Raw genomic sequence first — 19,129 nt, forward strand, 5'->3', positions numbered from 1 at the left:
CGCCGGTGCCGCGGAAAAGACATGAAGGCAGGGGGTTTGCGGTGAAGCTGAGGTCGTCGATTGCCGTTCTGGGCGTCGCCATGGTGCTGGCTGCCTGCGAAAAGGAAGTGCTGCTGGAAGGCGAGCGGCTGGATCCCCGCGCCGTGCTGGAGGGGGGCGCGCCCTCTGCCCCGGCGGTGAACGAAAGCCGTCCGGTCAGCCTGCCGCGCCTGCAGGGCAATGCCGACTGGCCGCAGCGCGCGGGCAGCGCGCGCCATGATCTGGTCAATGCGGCGCTGGGCAATGCCCAGACGCTGGTCTGGTCGGCGCCGGTCGGGCAGGGGCAATCGCAGCGCTATCGGATCGCCGCCGCCCCGGTGGCGGCGGGCGGGCGGATCTTCACGCTCGACAGCCGCGCCCGGCTGACCGCGACCGGCACCAATGGCGCGACGCTCTGGACGACCGATGTCGTGCGTCCGGGCGACCGCGACGGCGATGCCACCGGGGCGGGGCTTGCGGTCGAGGGCGGGCGGGTCTTCGTCACCTCCGGCTTTGCCGAGCTGGTGGCGCTGGAGGCCGCCACGGGCAAGGTGATCTGGCGGCAGGATTTCGACGCGGGCGTCGGCGGCGCCCCCACCGTGGCCGAGGGGGTCGTCTATGCGCTGGCGCGCGACGGCTCGGCCTGGGCGATCGACGCGCGGGATGGCAAGGTGATCTGGCAGGTCGCGGGCACCCCTGCGGCGGCGGGCGTCTCGGGCGTTTCGGCCCCGGCGATTGCCGGAAAATTCGTGATTTTCCCCTTTGCTTCCGGGCAGATGCTCGCGGTGGAGCGGGCCACCGGCCTTCCCGCTTGGCGCGCGCAGGTGGCGGGCGGCCGCCCCGGGCGCGGCTACGCGATCGTCTCCGATCTGACCGGCGATCCGGTGGTGATGGGCGGCACGGTCTATGCCGGGTCCTCGGCGGGCAAGCTTGGCGCCTTTGACGCGCAGACCGGCGAGACCCGCTGGATCGCGGATGAGGGCGCGGTCAGCCCGGTGCAGGTGGCGGGCAATGCGATCTTCCTGATTTCCGATCAGGCGCAGCTGGTGCGGCTGGACGCGGCGACGGGCAAGACCGTCTGGGCTCAGGATCTGCCCTATTTCGTCAAGGAAAAGATCAAGAAACAGGCCGAGATCCACGTCAACCTTGGCCCGGTTCTGGCGGGCAACCGGCTCTTTGTCGTCTCCTCGGACGGGCTGGTGCGCAGCTTCGATCCGGCCTCGGGCAGGCTGCTGGGGCAGGCCGATCTGCCGGGCGGGGCGGCCACCGATGCGATCGTCGCCGGGCAGACGCTTTATGTCGTCTCGCGCAAGGGGCAGCTGCTCGCCTTCCGGTGAGGGCTTTCCGTCGCGGGAAAAGCGGTGTAAGGGGGCAGTTTCGCGGCGGGCTTTCGGCCGCCACAGGAGCATGCCATGAGTTTCACCCTTGCCATCGTGGGCCGTCCGAATGTGGGCAAATCGACGCTGTTCAACCGGCTCGTCGGCAAGCGGCTGGCCTTGGTGGACGACACGCCCGGCGTCACCCGCGACCTGCGCGAGGGCGACGCGCGGCTGGGCGATCTGCGCTTCGTGGTGATCGATTCGGCCGGGCTTGAACTGGCCGAGGATGACAGCCTGCAGGGGCGGATGCGCCGTCTGACCGAACGCGCGGTCGAGGAGGCGGATGTCTGCCTGTTCCTGATCGATGCGCGGGTGGGCGTGACCCCGGCCGACGAGATTTTCGCCGATATCCTGCGCAAGAAGAACGCCCATGTGATCCTTGCGGCGAACAAGGCCGAGGGCAATGCGGGGGCGGCGGGGGCGCTTGAAGCCTGGAACCTGGGTCTGGGCGAGCCGATCGCGCTTTCGGCCGAGCACGGGCAGGGGCTTGACGATCTTTACGACGCGCTGCAGCCGCTGGCCGATGGCTTTGCCGCGAAGAACGTCGCGCAGATGCCCGAGGTGGATGTCGATCTGCCCGAGGATCTGGACGAGGACGCGCCGATCCGCATGCCGACCGAGGCGCGGCCCTTGCAGCTGGCGGTGATTGGCCGCCCGAATGCCGGGAAATCGACGCTGATCAACAAGATCCTGGGCGAAGACCGGCTGCTGACCGGCCCCGAAGCGGGCATCACCCGCGATGCGATTTCGGTTTCGAAGACCTTCATGGGCACGCCGATGCGGATCTGGGACACGGCGGGGATGCGCAAGAAGGCGCGGGTGTCGGACAAGCTCGAGAAGCTCTCGGTTGCCGATGGTTTGCGCGCGGTGCGCTTTGCCGAGGTGGTCGTGGTGCTGCTGGACGTGAACATCCCCTTCGAGGTGCAGGATCTGCGGATTGCCGATTTCGCCGAGACCGAGGGGCGGGCCGTCGTCGTGGCGGCGAACAAGTGGGATCTGGAAGAAGACAAGACCGAGAAGCTGAAGGAGCTGCGCGAGAATTTCGAGCGGCTGCTGCCGCAGCTGCGCGGCGCACCGCTGGTGACGGTCTCGGCCAAGACCGGCAAGGGGCTTGACCGGCTGCACGCTGCGATCCTGAAGGCCTATGAGGTCTGGAACCGGCGTATTTCGACGGCGAAGCTGAACAACTGGCTGGGGGCGATGACCGAGGCGCATCCGCCGCCCGCGCCGGGCGGGCGCCGGATCAAGCTGCGCTACATCACCCAGGCGAAGACCCGGCCGCCGGGGTTCGTGATCAAGGCGACCCATACCGACCAGATCCCGGAAAGCTACAGCCGCTATCTGGTGAACGGGCTGCGCGCCGATTTCGACATGCCGGGCACGCCGATTCGGCTTTATTTCCGCGATCAGGGCAGCACCAACCCCTACAAGGAACGCAAGAAGTCGATCCCCTCGCGGCTGACGAAGCATGTCGAGGCGAAGAAACACGCCGCGCGCAAGGACAAGGGTTTGCCCTCGAAACCGAAGGGCTGATTTCGCCTCGGGCTTGCCCGAGGCGACCCGCGGGGGGCTGCGCCCCCCGCACCCCCCGCTTTGCGTATTTGGCCAAGGAAAGCCGAGGCCGTTCGGGGCGGGCAGCCGTGGTTCCTGTTCCCCTTGCGGAAAATATCCCCGGGGCGAGGCATCGCCTCGGCGGTGCGCCCGGCTTCCGCCGGGGCGACGAAAATCCGAAATTCCTTGACAGCCCGGCGTTCCGTCCGCATAAGCGCGAAGCCCGGCGGTGAGTCTGCTCTCCGCCCGGGTATCATTTGCAACACCACCCGATCGGGTGCGCTGTCCGAGGCGGGGAAACCCGGCAACATCGCGGGGCGAAAGCTTCGGGGGCCACAGGACGCGGCTGAAAAAGGGAAAAACGCATGTTTGCGGTCCTCAAGACTGGCGGCAAGCAATACAAGGTTCAGGCGGGCGATGTGCTGCGCGTGGAACTGATTGCCGCCGTGGCTGGTGAAAAAGTCCAGTTCAACGAGATCCTGATGGTCGGCGGCGAGGCCGTGACCGTCGGCGCCCCCACCGTGGCCGGTGCCGCCGTGGTCGCCGAGGTCATCGACACCATCAAGGCCGACAAGGTCATCACCTTCCACAAGCGCCGCCGGAAACATTCGTCGCAGCGCACCCGTGGCCACCGTCAGCAACTGACGCTGCTGCGCGTGACCGAGGTGCTCGCCTCGGGCGCCGAAACCTCGGGCGTGAAGGAAGCCGTGGGCACCGCCGAAGCCCGTCGTGCCGCCCATGGCGCGGCCGCCCCGGCCGAAGCCCCCGCGAAACCGAAGCGTGCGAAAAAAGCCGCTGCAGCTCAGGAGTAATCCCCCATGGCACACAAGAAAGCTGGCGGTTCTTCCCGTAACGGCCGCGACTCTGCCGGTCGTCGCCTTGGCGTGAAACTCTACGGTGGCCAGTCGGCCATTCCGGGCAACATCATCATTCGTCAGCGCGGCACCACCTGGTGGCCGGGTGAAGGCGTGATGATGGGCCGTGACCACACGCTCTTTGCCGTCGTCGAAGGCAAGGTGACCTACAAGAAGGGCCTCAAGGGCCGTACTTTCGTTTCGGTTCTCCCGGTCGTGGAGGCCGCCGAGTAAGCCGAACCGGAACCCGGATCAGGTGGGGGGGATCGGCCGCGGCCGGTCCCCCTTTTCGTTCCGGGTGTTGCCTCCGTCGGGCCGCTGCGGGGAGGGCGGTGGCCAAGCGGTCGCAGTTGACATCAGCCGGAGGGATGCCCAACTCCCGTCATACGGCTGTCGATTTTCAAGGTTAAGGGCCCCCAAAGGCCAGCGTTTGAGGAGAACGCGATGTTTCAGACGACCATATCCAACCAGCCGGTGATCGAAGCCGAGCGGTTCGTCCTGCGCCCGCTGCGTCGCTCCGACGCCGGGTTGATTTCCATGTATACCGCCGACAAGCGGCTGGCCGAAGGCACCCGCGCGATCCCGCATCCGCTGCCGCCGGGCACGACCGAGAATTTCATCGCCCGCGCCATGGCCGAGACCCGCAACGAGGATGTCTGGGCGCTCGACGGCTCGGCGCATGGTCTGGCCGAGGTGCTGGGGCTGGTCTCGCTCACCCGTCACGAGGGCGCGCAATCCGAGGTCGGCTTCTGGGTCGGCCCGGGGTTCTGGAACACCGGCTTCGCCTCGGAGGCGGTGGCGGCGCTGATTGCGGCCAATCCGCATCGCGCCCGCACGCTGATTGCCGAAGTGTTTCAGGACAGCCCCGGCTCGGCCCGGGTGCTGACCCACAACGGCTTTGCCTATCTGGGCGATGCCGAGGCCTGGTCGCTGGCGCGCAATGCGCGCGTGCCGACCTGGACCTATGTCAAGAAACTCGGGTGAGCCTGCCCGCGCATCTGACAACTGACCGGCTGGCGCTGCGCCCGCTTGCCGCCGAGGACGAGACCGCCTGCGTTGCGGCGCTCTCCGATTTCGAGGTGGTGCGCTGGCTTGCCCCCGTGCCCTGGCCCTATGGGGCCGGGGATTTCCGCGCCTTTCTGGCCGATCCCGTGCCCGCGGCGCGCTGGGTGATCTGCCGTGACGGCGCGTTCCTCGGCATGATCGGATTGCAGGGCCAGTTCGGCTATTGGCTGGCGCGCCCGGCCTGGGGGCAGGGCTTTGCCAGCGAGGCCGGGCGGGCGGTTCTGGCTGCGCATTTCGCCGATCCCAAGGCCGGAGCTGTGCGCGCGGGCTATTTCGAGGGCAACGCCCGCTCCGCCCGGGTGCTGGCGAAACTCGGCTTTTGCGAGATCGGCCGCTCCTGCCTTCCGTCGCTCGCGCTCGATACGGTCTTGCCGCATATCGAACTCAAGCTCAGCCGCGCCGCCTTTGATGTCGCCTGCGCGGGGTGAACAGGGCGGGGAGGGCGCTGCCCTCCCCGAACCCCACCCGGGATATTTAGGGCAAGATAAAGGGGCATGCTTTTATCTTGCCCTAAATATCCCGGGGGTTTGGGGGCAGAGCCCCCATGCTTCGCTTGCAGATTGGCGCGCGCGCGCGTAATCAGACGCCTTGCGAAAGGGGCGACTGCGATGAAATTTCTCGACCTTGCGAAAGTCTATATCCGCTCGGGTGGCGGCGGTGGCGGCTGCGTCAGCTTCCGGCGCGAGAAATTCGTCGAATTCGGCGGCCCCGATGGCGGCGATGGCGGCAAGGGCGGCTCGGTCTATGCCGAGGCGGTCGAAGGGCTGAACACGCTGATCGATTTCCGCTATCAGCAGCATTTCTTTGCGCAGTCCGGCCAGCATGGCATGGGCAGCCAATGCACCGGCAAGGATGGCGCCGATATCGTGCTGAAAGTGCCGGTCGGCACCGAGATCATCGACGAGGATGAGGAAACGGTGATCGCCGATCTGACCGTGCCGGGGCAACGCGTGCTTCTGGCCAAGGGCGGCAATGGCGGCTGGGGCAACCAGCGTTTCAAGACGGCCACCAACCGCGCCCCCGCCCATGCCAATCCGGGGCAGGAGGGCGTCGAGCGCACGCTTTGGCTGCGGCTCAAGCTGATTGCCGATGCCGGGCTTTTGGGGCTGCCCAATGCGGGCAAGTCGACCTTCCTCGCCGCGGTCTCGAACGCGCGGCCGAAGATTGCCGATTATCCTTTCACCACGCTGGTGCCAAACCTCGGCGTCGTCGGCATCGACGGCAAGGAATTCGTCATGGCCGACATTCCGGGGCTGATCGAGGGGGCGTCCGAAGGCCGCGGTCTGGGCGATCAGTTCCTTGGCCATGTCGAGCGCTGCTCGGTGCTGCTGCATCTGGTCGACGGCACGTCGTCCACCATCACCAAGGATTATCGCACCATCATCGGCGAGCTTGAGGCCTATTCCGAGGAGCTGTTCGAAAAGCCGCGCATCACGGTTCTGAACAAGGCCGATGCGCTGGACGCAAAGACGCTCTCAAGCCGCAAGCGCGCCTTGGAAAAGGCCTCCGAAGGGCCGGTTCTGGTGATGTCGGGCGTGTCGAAAAAAGGCGTGGCCGAGGTGCTGCGGGCGCTTTGGGCCGAGATCGAGGACGACCGCCGGGGTGAGGAAGAGGTGGCGCCGTGGCAGCCGTGAAGACGCCGCAGGTTTCGGCCGCGAAGCGGCTGGTGGTGAAGATCGGCTCGGCGCTACTGGTCGGAGCCGAGGGGCTGAAGACCGACTGGCTGACGGCGCTGGCGCTCGATGTGGTTGCGGCGAAGAAACGCGGCGCCGATGTGGTGCTGGTCTCCTCGGGCTCGATCGCGCTGGGGCGGCGGGTGCTGGGGCTGCCGCTTGGCCCCTTGGCGCTGGAACAATCGCAGGCCGCGGCGGCGGTGGGGCAGATCCGTCTGGCCCGCGCCTATGAAGAGATCCTCGCGCCGCATGGGGTGACCACGGCGCAGGTGCTTGTCACGCTGGAAGACACCGATGACCGCCGCCGCTATCTGAACTCGCGCGCGACGATGCAGACGCTGCTCTCGCTCGGCGTCGTGCCGATCGTGAACGAGAACGACACCGTGGCGACGGATGAAATCCGCTTTGGCGACAACGACCGCCTTGCCGCGCAGATTGCCGTCACCGTCGGCGCCGATCAGCTGATCCTGCTTTCGGATGTCGACGGCTTCTATTCGGCGAACCCGAAGGAAGACCCGAGCGCGGTGCGCTTCGAGCTGGTCGAGCATATCACCCCCGAGATCGAGGCGATGGCGGGCGATCCGATTTCGGGTCTCTCGAAAGGCGGGATGAAGACGAAGCTTCTGGCGGCGAAGACCGCGGTGGCGGGGGGCTGCGCCATGGCGATCATGGAGGGCTCGGCCCTGCGGCCGCTGACGGCGCTGGCCGAGGGCGCGAATTGCACCTGGTTCCTGCCCGAGGGCGATCCGCAGGCGGCGCGCAAGCGCTGGATCGCGGCGATGAAGCCGCGCGGCGAGGTGATCGTCGATGCGGGCGCTGTCGGCGCGCTGGCGCAGGGCAGCTCGCTTCTGCCCGCGGGGGTGACGAAGGTCACCGGCCGCTTTGGCCGCGGCGAGCCGGTGACGATCGCCGGGCCGGATGGCGCGGCGCTTGGCAAGGGTCTGGTGCGCTACACCGCCGAGGAGGCGCGCACCATCGCGGGCCATCGCTCGGGCGAGATCGAGGCGCTGCTGGGCTATCCGGGCCGGGCTGCGCTTGTGCATCGCGACGACATGGTGATCGGCTGAGGCCGGGGCAGGGAGGGGGCGCTGCCCCCTCGGGCTTCGCCCTCACCCCCGGGATATTTCCGGCAAGATGAAAGAGCATGTGAAAAGGGCGCCCGATCCGGGCGCCCTTTGCTTTTCCTGGTGCAAATACGCCACGGGGGTGCGGGGGTGTGAACCCCCCGCCGCCGCCCGGTCAGCCCGCGATCCGGTCCAGAATCCGCGCCCAGCTGCGGATGCCCTTGTGGAAGCTTTCCAGATCGTATTTCTCGTTCGGGCTGTGGATCTGGTCGTCGTCCTTGCCAAAGCCGATCAGCATCGCATCCATGCCAAGGATCTCCTTGAAATAGCCCGCAATCGGGATCGAGCCGCCGCAGCCGACGAAAGCCGCGGGCACGCCCCATTCCTCGGTCAGCGCGGCGCGGGCGGCTTCGAACGCCGGGTCGTCGATCGCCATCACCGAGGCGGGCGAGCCGTTCGGCGCCTTCCACTCGAGCCGGACATCGGGGGGCAGCTGCGCCTCGATCCAGGATTTGAAGGACGCCAGGATCTTTTCCGGGTCCTGCTTCGACACCAGACGGAAGCTGACCTTGGCGCTGGCCTCGGCGGGCAGCACGGTCTTGAAGCCCGCGCCGGTATAGCCGCCCCAGATGCCGTTGATTTCCGCCGTGGGCCGCGACCAGATCTGTTCGAGCGGCGTGCGGTCCACCTCGCCCGCGGGCTGGCTCAGCCCGACCCCGCCGAGGAAGGCGGCGTGGTCAAAGCCCAGGCCCTGCCACTGTGCCCGCACCTCTTCGGGCAGGTCCGCCACATCGTCGTAAAAGCCCGGCACGGTGACGCGGCCCTGATCGTCGTGCAACTGCCCGAGGATGCGCGTGAGCACCCGGATCGGGTTGATCGCCGCGCCGCCGAAACTGCCCGAATGCAGGTCCTTGTCGGCGGCCTTCAGGGTGAATTCGATCTTGGCCAGGCCGCGCAGCATCGTCACCACCGCGGGCACCTTGTCGGCAAACATCCCGGTGTCGCAGATCAGCGCGAGCGAGGCTTCCCCCAGCTCCTCGGCATTGTCCTTCATGAACGGGATGAGCGAGGGCGAACCCGACTCTTCCTCGCCCTCGAAGAAGATCGTCAGGTTGCCGGGCAGGGTGCCATGCACCTCTTTCCAGGCGCGGCAGGCCTCAAGGAAGGTCATCAGCTGGCCCTTGTCATCGGCGGCGCCGCGGCCGCGGATCACCACGCCCCTTGCCGTTTCCTCAAGCGCCGGATCGAACGGGTCGCGATCCCAAAGCTCAATCGGATCAACGGGTTGCACGTCGTAGTGCCCGTAGAAAAGGATGTGCCGCCCGGGGCCTGCATGGCGCGCCACCACCATCGGATGGCCGGGGGTGGGCCGCGCCGAGGCGGTGAAGCCCAGCGATTTCAGCTCCTGCACCAGCCAGGCGGCGGCGCGGGCGCAATCGCCCTCAAAGGCGGGGTCGGTCGAGATCGACGCGATGCGCAACAGGTCAAGCAGCCTGTCGCAGGCGTCGGGCAGAGTGTCGTCGATACGGGCAAGAACGGCGTCGAGTGTCATTGAAGGGCCTCCATCGGGCAAGCCTAGCAGCGCTTGCCGGGCAAGGCCAGAGCCCGGGGCAGGGCTTGGGGCGGGGCTTTTTGGGGGGGCGGTGGCCGCATCGGGCGCGCAAGAAAATGATGCACCGGGATGCGACAATTTAGAACTCCCATTTTTTGGGCAAGGCGCGTAAACCTGTCTCCGCCGGACAGGGCCGAAGAGCCGACCCGGCGATCCACAACCAAGTGCTCAAAGCCAGGGGTGACAGACATGGACTACAATCTCGCGCTCGACAAAGCGATCCAGAAGCTCCACGACGAGGGACGTTACCGCACGTTCATCGACATCGAACGCGAGAAGGGCGCCTTCCCCAAGGCGCAGTGGAACCGCCCCGATGGCGGCAAGCAGGACATCACCGTCTGGTGCGGCAACGACTATCTGGGCATGGGCCAGCACCCGGTCGTTCTGGCCGCGATGCATGAGGCGCTGGAAGCGGTCGGGGCCGGGTCGGGTGGCACCCGCAACATCTCGGGCACCACGGCCTATCACCGCCGTCTGGAAGCCGAGATCGCCGATCTGCACCAGAAGGAAGCGGCGCTGGTGTTCTCCTCGGCCTATAACGCCAACGACGCCACGCTTTCGACGCTGCGCGTGCTTTTCCCCGGCCTGATCATCTATTCCGACAGCCTGAACCACGCCTCGATGATCGAGGGGATCAAGCGCAATGCCGGGCCGAAGCGGATCTTCCGTCACAATGACGTGGCGCATCTGCGCGAGCTGATCGCCGCCGACGATCCGGCCGCGCCGAAGCTGATCGCCTTCGAATCGGTCTATTCGATGGATGGCGACTTTGGCCCGATCAAGGAAATCTGCGACATCGCCGAGGAATTCGGCGCGCTGACCTATATCGACGAAGTCCATGCCGTCGGCATGTATGGCCCCCGCGGCGCGGGCGTGGCGGAACGCGACGGTCTGATGCACCGCATCGACATCTTCAACGGCACGCTGGCCAAGGCTTACGGCGTCTTCGGCGGCTATATTGCCGCTTCGGCGAAGATGGTCGATGCCGTGCGCTCCTATGCGCCGGGCTTCATCTTCTCGACCTCGCTGCCGCCGGCGATTGCCGCGGGGGCGCAGGCCTCGATCGCCTTCCTGAAAACCGCCGAGGGGCAGAAGCTGCGCGACGCGCAACAGATGCATGCCAAGGTTCTCAAGATGCGGCTGAAGGCGCTGGGCATGCCGATCATCGATCATGGCAGCCACATCGTTCCGGTGGTCATCGGCGACCCCGTGCACACCAAGGCGGTGTCGGACATGCTCTTGTCGGATTACGGCGTTTACGTGCAGCCGATCAACTTCCCGACGGTGCCGCGCGGCACCGAACGGCTGCGCTTCACCCCCTCGCCGGTGCATGATCTCAAGCAGATCGACGGGCTGGTTCATGCCATGGATCTGCTCTGGGCGCGCTGTGCGCTGAATCGCGCCGAGGCCTCTGCCTGAGCCATTCTGCGGATGCACCGCCCTCGGGATTATGCTAGGGATTCGTCAAGAATTCAGGACCTACAGGTTCGAATCGGACAAACCACACCGAGGGCGGGACAGGCAGATGATCAGGTGGAAGGGCAACCCTTCGACGCAGGTTGAGGCCGCGCAAAAAGGCTTTGACGACTTCGACATGAAGCTTGGCGACGTGCTTCGCGGCGAACGTGCGACCCTGGCGAAATCGCTGCTTGATGTGCAGCGCGAGCTGCGCATCAAGGCGGTCTATATTGCCGCCATCGAGAATTGCGACCCCACCGCTTTCGAAAGCCCGTCCTTCATCGCGGGCTTCGTGCGTTCCTATGCGCGCTATCTGGGGCTCGATCCCGACTGGGCCTTTGACCGCTTCTGCAAGGAATCGGGCTTCACCCCCACCCATGGTCTGGCGGCGGCCGCCTCGGGGCCGAAACAGCCGCGGCGCACCGCCGATCTGGCCAGCTCGCTGGCCAATCCCAATGCGTCCTTCATCCCGAAACAGGCGCCGATCTGGACCAAGATCGACCCGCGCGCGGTGGGCTCGCTTGCCGTCGTGGTGATGGTCGCGGGCGGTATCGGCTATGGCGCCTGGTCGGTGCTGCAGGAAGTGCAGCGCGTGCAGCTGACCCCGGTCGAACAGGCCCCGGGCCTTGTGGCCGAGATCGATCCGCTGCAGCCTGTCGCCCCGGTCGAGATGGCCGCGGCCGCCGATGCGCTGCCTGCCGATGTCCAGCCCAATGTCGCCACCGAAGAGGCCTTTGACCGGCTTTACCGCCCCGCTGCGTTGGAAACCCCGGTGCTGATCGCCCGCGACGGTCCGATTGCCGCGATCGACCCGCGCGAGGCGGGCGTGCTGCCCGGCACGGCGCAGGCGATGACCAGTGCGCCGATGGTTCTGGCCGAGGCCGGGACAACCGCGGCCGCGCCCGGTCAGTTGCCGGTCGTGCATGCGCTGGGCGCCGAGCCCGCCGAGGTCGAGGTTCTGGCGGTGCGGCCGTCCTGGGTGCGGATCACCGCCTCGGACGGGTCGGTGATCTTCGAAAAGGTGATGGATGCGGGCGAGCGTTTCGCCGTGCCGAAGCTGGAACAGCCGCCGAAGCTGCGCACCGGGGAATCGGGGGCGATCTATTTCGCTGTGAATGGCGTCGCGCATGGGCCGGTGGGCTCGAAGGGCGCGGTGACGAAGAATGTCGAGCTGTCGGCGCAATCGCTGGGCGCGACCTATGCGGTGGCCGACATGGCCGCCGATGGCGATCTGGCGAAGATGATCGCGGTGGCCGATGCCTCCTCGGTCGTGCCGGTCCCCCTCGAAGAGTAACAGTCTTTCGAACGCGACAAAGCGGCCGTTGCCCTTGGGCGACGGCTGACCTATTTGTGGGGCAGCTGAACGGAGGCCTTCCCATGTCGCTCAATCCCCATCGTCCGTGGCGGAACATCACCCGCCGTCCCTCGCGCAAGATCTGGGTCGGCAAGGTGCCGGTGGGGGGCGATGCGCCGATCTCGGTGCAGACGATGACCAACACCATCACCTCGGACGTGAAGGCGACGCTGGGGCAGGTGCTGCGCGCCGCCGATGTGGGGGCCGATATCGTCCGCGTCTCGGTGCCCGACGAGGATGCGACCCGCGCGCTGAAGGAAATCTGCCGCGAAAGCCCGGTGCCGATCGTCGCCGACATCCATTTCCACTACAAGCGCGCCATCGAGGCGGCCGAGGCGGGCGCGGCCTGTCTGCGCATCAACCCGGGCAACATCGGCGACGAAAGCCGCGTGCGCGAGGTGATCAAGGCCGCCCGCGATCACGGCTGTTCGATGCGGATCGGGGTCAATGCCGGGTCGCTGGAAAAGCACCTTCTGGACAAATACGGCGAGCCCTGCCCGGAAGCGATGCTGGAAAGCGGTCTGGATCACATCAAGATCCTGCAGGACAATGATTTCCACGAATTCAAGATTTCGGTGAAGGCCTCGGACGTGTTCCTGGCCGCTGCCGCCTATACCGCGCTGGCCGAGGCCACCGATGCGCCGATCCATCTGGGCATCACCGAGGCGGGCGGGCTGATGGCGGGCACGGTGAAATCGGCGGTGGGTCTGGGCAATCTGCTTTGGGCCGGGATCGGCGACACGATCCGCGTCAGCCTTTCGGCCGATCCGGTCGAAGAGGTGAAGGTCGGCTACGAGATCCTGAAATCGCTCGGCCTGCGCACCCGCGGCGTGCAGATCATTTCCTGCCCCAGCTGCGCGCGGCAAGGGTTCGACGTGATCAAGACGGTGGATGCGCTGGAGCGTCGGCTGGAACATATCAAGACGCCGATGTCGCTCTCGATCATCGGCTGCGTGGTGAACGGCCCGGGCGAGGCGCTGATGACCGATATCGGCTTCACCGGCGGTGGCGCGGGTTCGGGCATGGTCTATCTGGCGGGCAAGCAAAGCCACCGGCTGTCGAACGAGCAGATGATCGACGAGATCGTGCGGATGGTCGAGGATCGCGCGGCACAGCTTGCGGCGGCGGAGCAGGCGGCGGAATGATCCCCGCCAAGGCGGAAGTCACGGCGCGTCCCGAAAGGGGCGCGCCGTTGCGTTTCAGACCAGCGCGCCGTCCACCAGACGGGTCTTGCCGCCCAGGTAAGGGTGCAGCACTTCGGGCAGAGTGACGGAGCCGTCCTCTTGCTGGCCGTTTTCCAGCACCGCGATCAGGCAGCGCCCGACGGCCAGACCCGAGCCGTTCAGCGTCGCGACGAATTCGGGCTTGCCGCCCGCGGCGGGCTTGTAGCGCCCGTTCATCCGCCGCGCCTGGAATTGCCCGCAGGTCGAGACCGAGGAAATCTCGCGGAAGCAGTTCTGCCCCGGCAGCCAGACTTCAAGGTCATAGGTCTTTTGCGAGCCAAAGCCCATGTCGCCGGTGCAGAGCACGATGCGGCGATAGGGCAGGCCAAGCGCTTCCAGCACGGCTTCGGCGCAGCCGGTCATCCGTTCATGTTCGGCCAGCGCATCCTCGGGGCGGCAGATCGTCACCATCTCGACCTTTTCGAACTGGTGCTGGCGCAGCATCCCCGCGGTGTCCTTGCCCGCCGAGCCCGCTTCCGAGCGGAAGCAGTTCGTATGCGCGGTCATCCGGCAGGGCAGGGCGGCCTCGTCCCAGATCTCATTCGCGATGAAATTGGTCAGCGTCACCTCGGCGGTCGGGATCATCCACCAGCCATTCGTGGTCTCGTAGCTGTCCTCGGCGAATTTCGGCAGCTGCCCGGTGCCCTGCATCGCCTCGGCGCGCACCAGAACCGGGGTGATCGCCTCGGTCAGCCCATGCGTGTCGACATGCAGATCCAGCATGAATTGCGCCAAAGCGCGATGCACCCGGGCGACGCCCGCGCGCAGCACAACGAAACGCGCGCCCGAAAGCTTTGCCGCGGTTTCGAAATCCATCGCCTTGGCCACGGCGGAAAGCTGATAATGTTCAAGCGGTTTGAAGGCGAAGTTCGGGATATTGCCCCAGCGTTTCACCTCGACATTGCCCGCCTCGTCTGCGCCTTCGGGCACCTCGTCCAAGGGCGCGTTCGGAATCAGCATCAGCCGGTCGCGCAGCTCGCCATCCAGCCGCCCGGCCTCGGCCTGCATCGCCGCCACTTCGGATTTCTTTTCCGCCACCAGCGCGCGCAGCCGTTCGAATTCGGCCTCGTCGCCCCGCGCCTTGGCGGCACCGACCTCTTTCGCGGCGGCATTCTGCGCGGCTTGCGCGGTCTCGGCCGCAAGGATCGCGGCACGGCGCCGTTCGTCCAGCGCCAGCACCTCGGCCGAGAGCGGCGGCAGGCTGCGGCGGGCCAGATCGGCGTCGAATTGGGCGGGGTTGTCGCGGATCGCGCGGATGTCGTGCATGGGCTCACCTGTCGCAAGGGGTTGGCTTCGCGTTTAGCACAATTGCGACCCGAGAAAAGCCCCGGCCTTGATGGCACGGCGCTGTCGCCGGGGCCATCGCCCTGGCTTGGCGAATTACGGTTTGACATATTCACAACTCGGAATGTAAATGGATCGGACAGGCTGGCAAAAGGGAGATGCCGCGATGAAAGCTTTCGTCCTTGTCCTGGCGCTTTGCGCGCTGGGGCTGCCGCGACTGGCCCTGGCCGAAAGTGCCTTTGCCGTCGCGCCGACCGAGATCACCGACTGGAAGACCGTCTATGGCCAGATCGAGGCCAAGGACATGATCCCGGCGCGGGCGCGGCTGGGCGGCACGCTGGTGTCGCTGAGCGTGTCCGAGGGCGATCTGGTCACGGCAGGGCAGGAACTCGGCAAGGTCGTCGATGCGAAGATCGCCTTTCAGATCAATGCCATCGACGCGCAGATTGCGGCGCTGGAAAGCCAGCTTGCGAATGCGCGCGCCGATCTGACCCGGGGCGAGGCGCTGAAAGCGCGCGGCGTGATGACGGCGCAGGCCTATGATGCGCTGCAGACCCAGGTCAGCGTGCTGGGCCAGCAGATCGAGGCGCAAAAGGCCTCGCGGCAGGTGACGGAACAACAGGCGACCGAGGGCGCGGTGCTGGCGCCGATTGCGGGGCGGGTGCTGGAGGTGCCGGTTGCGCGCGGCGCGGTGGTGATGGCGGGGGAAACCGTGGCGACGGTCGGCGGTGGCGGGGTGTTCCTGCGGCTTTCCGTGCCCGAACGTTTCGCGGCGACGCTGCATGCGGGCGATGCCATCGCGATCGAGACCGGCGGGGCCTCGGTGGCGGGGAAACTGGCCAAGGTCTATCCGACGATTGCCGGAGGGCGTGTCAATGCCGATGTCGAAGTGCCTGATCTGAAATCGGATTTCGTGGGTGAACGGGTGCTGGTCAAGCTGCCGCTCGCGCGTCGTCAGGCCTTCATTGTGCCTGCGCACCTTTTGCACACCCGCTCGGGGCTGGATTTTCTGCGCGTCCGGGCGGGCGATGCGGTGATCGAGCGCGCCGTGGTTCCCGGCCCGAAACAGGTGATCGACGGGGTGGAGATGGTCGAGATCGTCTCGGGCCTCTCGGGTGGCGAGGAGGTTCTGGGCGATGAATGATCCGCATGACGATCTGCCCACCGCGGGGCTGGGCCTTGCGGGCCGTCTGACCCGGGGCTTCATCGGCTCGGCGCTGACACCCCTGTTCGTGCTGGCGGCGCTGGCGGTCGGGCTGGTGGCGCTTGGCGCACTCCCGCGCGAGGAAGAGCCGCAGATCTCGGTTCCGATGGTCGATATCCATCTTCAGGCGCCGGGCCTGAAGGCGGAAGATGCGATGAAGCTTGTCACCGAGCCGATGGAGACGATCATCACCTCGATCAACGAGGTGGAACATGTCTACAGCCAGACCAGTGACGATGCCGCGCTGGTGATGGCGCGGTTCATCGTCGGCACCTCGTCCGATGCGGCGATCCTGCGGGTGCATGAAAAGGTCAAGGCGAACCTTGACCGCATCCCCAAGGGCATCCCCGAGCCGATCATCGTCGGGCGCGGCATCGACGATGTGGCGATCATGTCGCTGACGCTGTCGGGCAAGCCCGGCGCCCAGATCGGCGCGGCTGATCTGACCCGGATTGCGCGCGAATTGCAGACCGAGGTGACGAAGATCGAAAACGTCGGTCTGACCTATCTTGTCGGCGAGGCGCGCGAGGTGATCCGCATTGCCCCCGACCCGGAACGGCTGGCGCTTTACGGCATCACGCTGCAGCAGCTCTCGACCAAGGTCGAACAGGCGAACCGCAGTTTCAACACCGGCCGTTTGCGCGATCAGGGCCAGCAGATCGACCTTGTGGCCGGCAAGACGCTGACCGCCCCGGCCGAGATCGCCGGGCTTTTGCTGACCGCCCGCGACGGGCGGCCCGTCTATGTCGCCGATGTGGCCGATGTCGCCTATGTGCCCGATACCTCGGAACATCTGGTGGCCAATGTCACCCGCGACGGCGAGACCCTGCACCGCTCCCCCGCCGTCACGCTGGCGATTGCCAAGCGCGCCGGGGCGAATGCGGTGATCGTGGGCGAAAAGATCCACGAGCGGCTGGAGGAGCTGGAGGGCAGCCTGATCCCCGAGAGCGTCGATCTGGCCTTCACCCGCGACTATGGCGAGACGGCGAATGAAAAGGCCAACGAGCTGCTGTTCCATCTGGGGCTGGCCACCATTTCGATCATCGCGCTGGTGTTCTTTGCCATCGGCTGGCGGGAAAGCATCGTCGTCGCCATCGTCATTCCGGTGACGATCCTGCTGACGCTGTTCGCTGCCAATGCGATGGGCTTCACGCTGAACCGGGTCAGCCTGTTCGCGCTGATCTTTTCCATCGGCATTCTGGTCGATGACGCGATCGTGGTGATTGAAAACATCGCCCGGCACTGGGCGATGCCGGGGCCGGGATCGCGCGTCCGCAAGGCGATCGCGGCGGTGGCCGAGGTCGGCAATCCGACCATCGTCGCCACGCTGACCGTGGTCGCGGCGCTTTTGCCGATGCTGGCCGTCGCGGGGCTGATGGGGCCTTACATGTCTCCCATCCCCGCGGTCGCCTCGGCGGCGATGGTGTTTTCGTTTTTCGTCGCCGTCATCATCACCCCGTGGCTGATGGTGAAGATCGCGGGCCGGGCTGACATGTCCGGCCATGACGCGATGGCCCATGCCGGTGCCCATGGCCATGGCGGCAAGCTTGGCGCGATCTATGCCCGCGTGGCGCGGCCGGTGCTGGCGACGAAACGCGCGTCCTGGGCGTTCTTGCTGGCCACCATCGTTCTGTCCTTCGGCTCTTTGGGCCTGCTTTACACCCAGGATGTCACGGTCAAACTGCTGCCTTTCGACAACAAGTCGGAACTCAGCGTGGTGATCGACCTGCCCGAGGGCTCCTCGGTCGAGGCGACGGATGCGGTGGCGCAGCAGGTGGCGGCGGCGGTGACGCGGCTGCCCGAGGTGGTCTCGGTGCAGACCCATGCGGGCACCGCCTCGCCCTTCAACTTCAACGGGTTGGTGCGGCATTACTATCTGCGCGGCCGTCCGTGGGAGGGCGATGTGCAGATCAACCTTGCGGGCAAGGACGCGCGCGACCGCACCAGCCACGAAATCGCGCTCGAGGTTCGCCAGATCGTGACGCAGCTGCCGCTGCCTGCGGGCACGGTGCTGAAGACGGTCGAGCCCCCCCCCGGCCCCCCCGTCATCGCCACGCTTCTGGCCGAGGTTTACGGCCCCGATGCCGAAACCCGGCGTGCGGCGGCGGGGCAGATCGAACAGGCGTTCCGGTCCGTGCCCTTCATCGTCGATGTGGATACGAGTTTTGGCGAACAGGCACGCCGGCTGCGCGCGACGATTGACCCCGACAATCTGGAATTCTACGCGGTCGAGGAAAGCGATGTCTTTGACACGCTTGGGCTTTTGAACGGCCAGACCACGGTGGGCTATTCGCATCGCGGGCAGGAACGGATGCCTTTGCCGATCGTGATGGAACGGGCCAAGGGCGAAAAGGTGATGGATGCGGCGACGCTCTCCACCCCCATTCCGGCCAATGTCCTGCCCGGCGCGCGCGGCGTGGTGGAGCTGGGCGATGTCGTCGCCCTGCGCCCCGAGATGAGCAGCTTCCCGATCTTTCGCCACAACGGCCGCGCCGCCGAGATGGTGACGGCGGAGCTGGCGGGCACGTTCGAAGCGCCGCTTTACGGCATGCTGGCTGTGGGCGCGGCGATCGAGAACATGGACTGGGCCCCGGGCACGAAGCCGGTGATCCGCCTGCATGGCCAGCCCGAGGACGAAAGCCATGTCACGCTGCTTTGGGACGGCGAATGGGAGGTGACCTGGGTCACCTTCCGCGACATGGGCGGCGCCTTCGGCATTGCGCTGGTGGGCATCTACATTCTGGTGGTGGCGCAATTCGGCTCGTTCCGGCTGCCCTTGGTGGTGCTGACGCCGGTGCCGCTGACGTTCCTTGGCATCATGCTGGGTCACATGATGTTTTCGGCGCCGTTTTCCGCAACCTCGATGATCGGCTTCATCGCGCTGGCGGGGATCATCGTGCGCAACTCGATCCTGCTCGTCGATTTCATCCGCCACGCGGATCGGGCGGGCAAGACCGAGATCGACATTCTGATCGAGGCGGGGTCGATCCGCTTCAAGCCGATCCTGCTGACGGCGGTCGCGGCGATGATCGGGGCGGCGGTGATCCTGTTCGATCCGATCTTCCAGGGGCTGGCGATCTCGCTGCTGTTCGGGCTGCTCAGCTCGACGCTGCTGACGGTTCTGGTGATCCCGGCGATCTACCGCATCTTCAAGACCTGAGGGCCCGCACAGGCCCCGAAAGCGCCCCCGGCCCCCCGGGGGCGCCTGTCTTTCCTGACTGCGACACTCTGACATTTCCGGCAAAAGACATGCGACGGAATGTCGCAGACGAATTTTGTTCCGACTCTCGCGCAAAGGCGTAACGTGGTCTTGTCGCACGCAGGCGATGTCATGATGGAGGCTTGATAGATATGAACAATCTTGATCCGGTTTCTGTCTTGGCGCTGATG

The 19,129-nt window shown here is 66.4% G+C and carries 15 protein-coding genes; 13 read left to right on the plus strand and 2 right to left on the minus strand.

Going from position 1 to position 19,129, the window contains the following annotated elements; genetic code table 11:
- Nucleotides 1-47 precede the first annotated feature (47 nt).
- The 8 genes from AC4PTB_RS06250 (at nucleotide 48) to proB (ending at nucleotide 7,607) form a co-directional block, all read left to right on the plus strand.
- Entirely contained in the window at nucleotides 48-1,355 is a 1,308-nt protein-coding gene (locus AC4PTB_RS06250; RefSeq protein ID WP_492192592.1) for an outer membrane protein assembly factor BamB family protein, read from the plus strand.
- 75 nt (nucleotides 1,356-1,430) lie between these two features.
- Entirely contained in the window at nucleotides 1,431-2,930 is a 1,500-nt protein-coding gene (gene der, locus AC4PTB_RS06255; RefSeq protein WP_492192201.1) for a ribosome biogenesis GTPase Der, read from the plus strand.
- A gap of 383 nt (nucleotides 2,931-3,313) precedes the next feature.
- Nucleotides 3,314-3,760 (plus strand): 50S ribosomal protein L21, encoded by a 447-nt coding sequence (gene rplU / locus AC4PTB_RS06260; RefSeq protein WP_444462469.1) that lies wholly within the window; start codon nucleotides 3,314-3,316, stop codon nucleotides 3,758-3,760.
- A gap of 6 nt (nucleotides 3,761-3,766) precedes the next feature.
- A complete protein-coding gene (gene rpmA / locus AC4PTB_RS06265; protein ID WP_492192202.1) occupies nucleotides 3,767-4,036 on the plus strand; it encodes a 50S ribosomal protein L27 in 270 nt (89 codons plus the stop codon).
- 210 nt (nucleotides 4,037-4,246) lie between these two features.
- The gene (locus AC4PTB_RS06270) at nucleotides 4,247-4,786 is read left to right on the plus strand and encodes a GNAT family N-acetyltransferase (protein ID WP_492192203.1); all 540 of its coding nucleotides are present in this window, start codon (nucleotides 4,247-4,249) and stop codon (nucleotides 4,784-4,786) included.
- Nucleotides 4,783-5,295 carry a GNAT family N-acetyltransferase gene (locus tag AC4PTB_RS06275; RefSeq protein ID WP_492192204.1) on the plus strand — a complete coding sequence of 171 codons (513 nt, stop codon included), beginning with the start codon at nucleotides 4,783-4,785 and terminating at the stop codon, nucleotides 5,293-5,295. Before AC4PTB_RS06270 ends, AC4PTB_RS06275 begins: the two co-directional genes overlap by 4 nt.
- Nucleotides 5,296-5,475: 180 nt before the next feature.
- Entirely contained in the window at nucleotides 5,476-6,501 is a 1,026-nt protein-coding gene (obgE, locus tag AC4PTB_RS06280; RefSeq protein ID WP_492192205.1) for a GTPase ObgE, read from the plus strand.
- The gene (gene proB / locus AC4PTB_RS06285) at nucleotides 6,498-7,607 is read left to right on the plus strand and encodes a glutamate 5-kinase (RefSeq protein ID WP_492192593.1); all 1,110 of its coding nucleotides are present in this window, start codon (nucleotides 6,498-6,500) and stop codon (nucleotides 7,605-7,607) included. The genes obgE and proB overlap by 4 nt, the downstream gene beginning before the upstream one ends.
- 172 nt (nucleotides 7,608-7,779) lie before the next feature.
- Here the strand turns inward: proB and AC4PTB_RS06290 are convergent, their stop codons facing one another.
- Nucleotides 7,780-9,156: a M20/M25/M40 family metallo-hydrolase gene (locus AC4PTB_RS06290; RefSeq protein ID WP_492192206.1), complete on the minus strand. Its 1,377-nt coding sequence runs from the start codon at nucleotides 9,154-9,156 to the stop codon at nucleotides 7,780-7,782.
- 249 nt (nucleotides 9,157-9,405) lie between these two features.
- Between AC4PTB_RS06290 and hemA the strand changes: the two genes are divergently transcribed.
- The 3 genes from hemA to ispG all read left to right on the plus strand — a co-directional run bounded on the left by hemA (nucleotide 9,406) and on the right by ispG (nucleotide 13,173).
- Nucleotides 9,406-10,635: a 5-aminolevulinate synthase gene (hemA, locus tag AC4PTB_RS06295; RefSeq protein ID WP_492192207.1), complete on the plus strand. Its 1,230-nt coding sequence runs from the start codon at nucleotides 9,406-9,408 to the stop codon at nucleotides 10,633-10,635.
- A gap of 106 nt (nucleotides 10,636-10,741) precedes the next feature.
- On the plus strand, nucleotides 10,742-11,968 hold the full coding sequence (locus tag AC4PTB_RS06300) for a helix-turn-helix domain-containing protein (RefSeq protein WP_492192208.1): 1,227 nt from the start codon (nucleotides 10,742-10,744) through the stop codon (nucleotides 11,966-11,968).
- An 83-nt stretch (nucleotides 11,969-12,051) separates the two neighbouring features.
- Nucleotides 12,052-13,173, plus strand: coding sequence for a flavodoxin-dependent (E)-4-hydroxy-3-methylbut-2-enyl-diphosphate synthase (gene ispG, locus AC4PTB_RS06305; RefSeq protein WP_492192209.1), 1,122 nt, complete (start codon nucleotides 12,052-12,054; stop codon nucleotides 13,171-13,173).
- A gap of 54 nt (nucleotides 13,174-13,227) precedes the next feature.
- Here ispG and serS read toward each other — a convergent pair whose 3' ends face one another.
- Nucleotides 13,228-14,517, minus strand: coding sequence for a serine--tRNA ligase (gene serS / locus AC4PTB_RS06310; protein WP_492192210.1), 1,290 nt, complete (start codon nucleotides 14,515-14,517; stop codon nucleotides 13,228-13,230).
- A 184-nt stretch (nucleotides 14,518-14,701) separates the two neighbouring features.
- On the opposite strand from serS, the gene AC4PTB_RS06315 reads away from it, so the two are divergent.
- The gene (locus AC4PTB_RS06315; RefSeq protein WP_492192211.1) at nucleotides 14,702-15,679 is read left to right on the plus strand and encodes an efflux RND transporter periplasmic adaptor subunit; all 978 of its coding nucleotides are present in this window, start codon (nucleotides 14,702-14,704) and stop codon (nucleotides 15,677-15,679) included.
- Nucleotides 15,672-18,899 (plus strand): efflux RND transporter permease subunit, encoded by a 3,228-nt coding sequence (locus AC4PTB_RS06320; RefSeq protein WP_492192212.1) that lies wholly within the window; start codon nucleotides 15,672-15,674, stop codon nucleotides 18,897-18,899. The genes AC4PTB_RS06315 and AC4PTB_RS06320 overlap by 8 nt, the downstream gene beginning before the upstream one ends.
- The last annotated feature ends 230 nt before the right edge of the window (nucleotides 18,900-19,129 follow it).

The sequence above is a fragment of the Rhodobacter sp. 4.3.4 genome, from assembly GCF_058724655.1.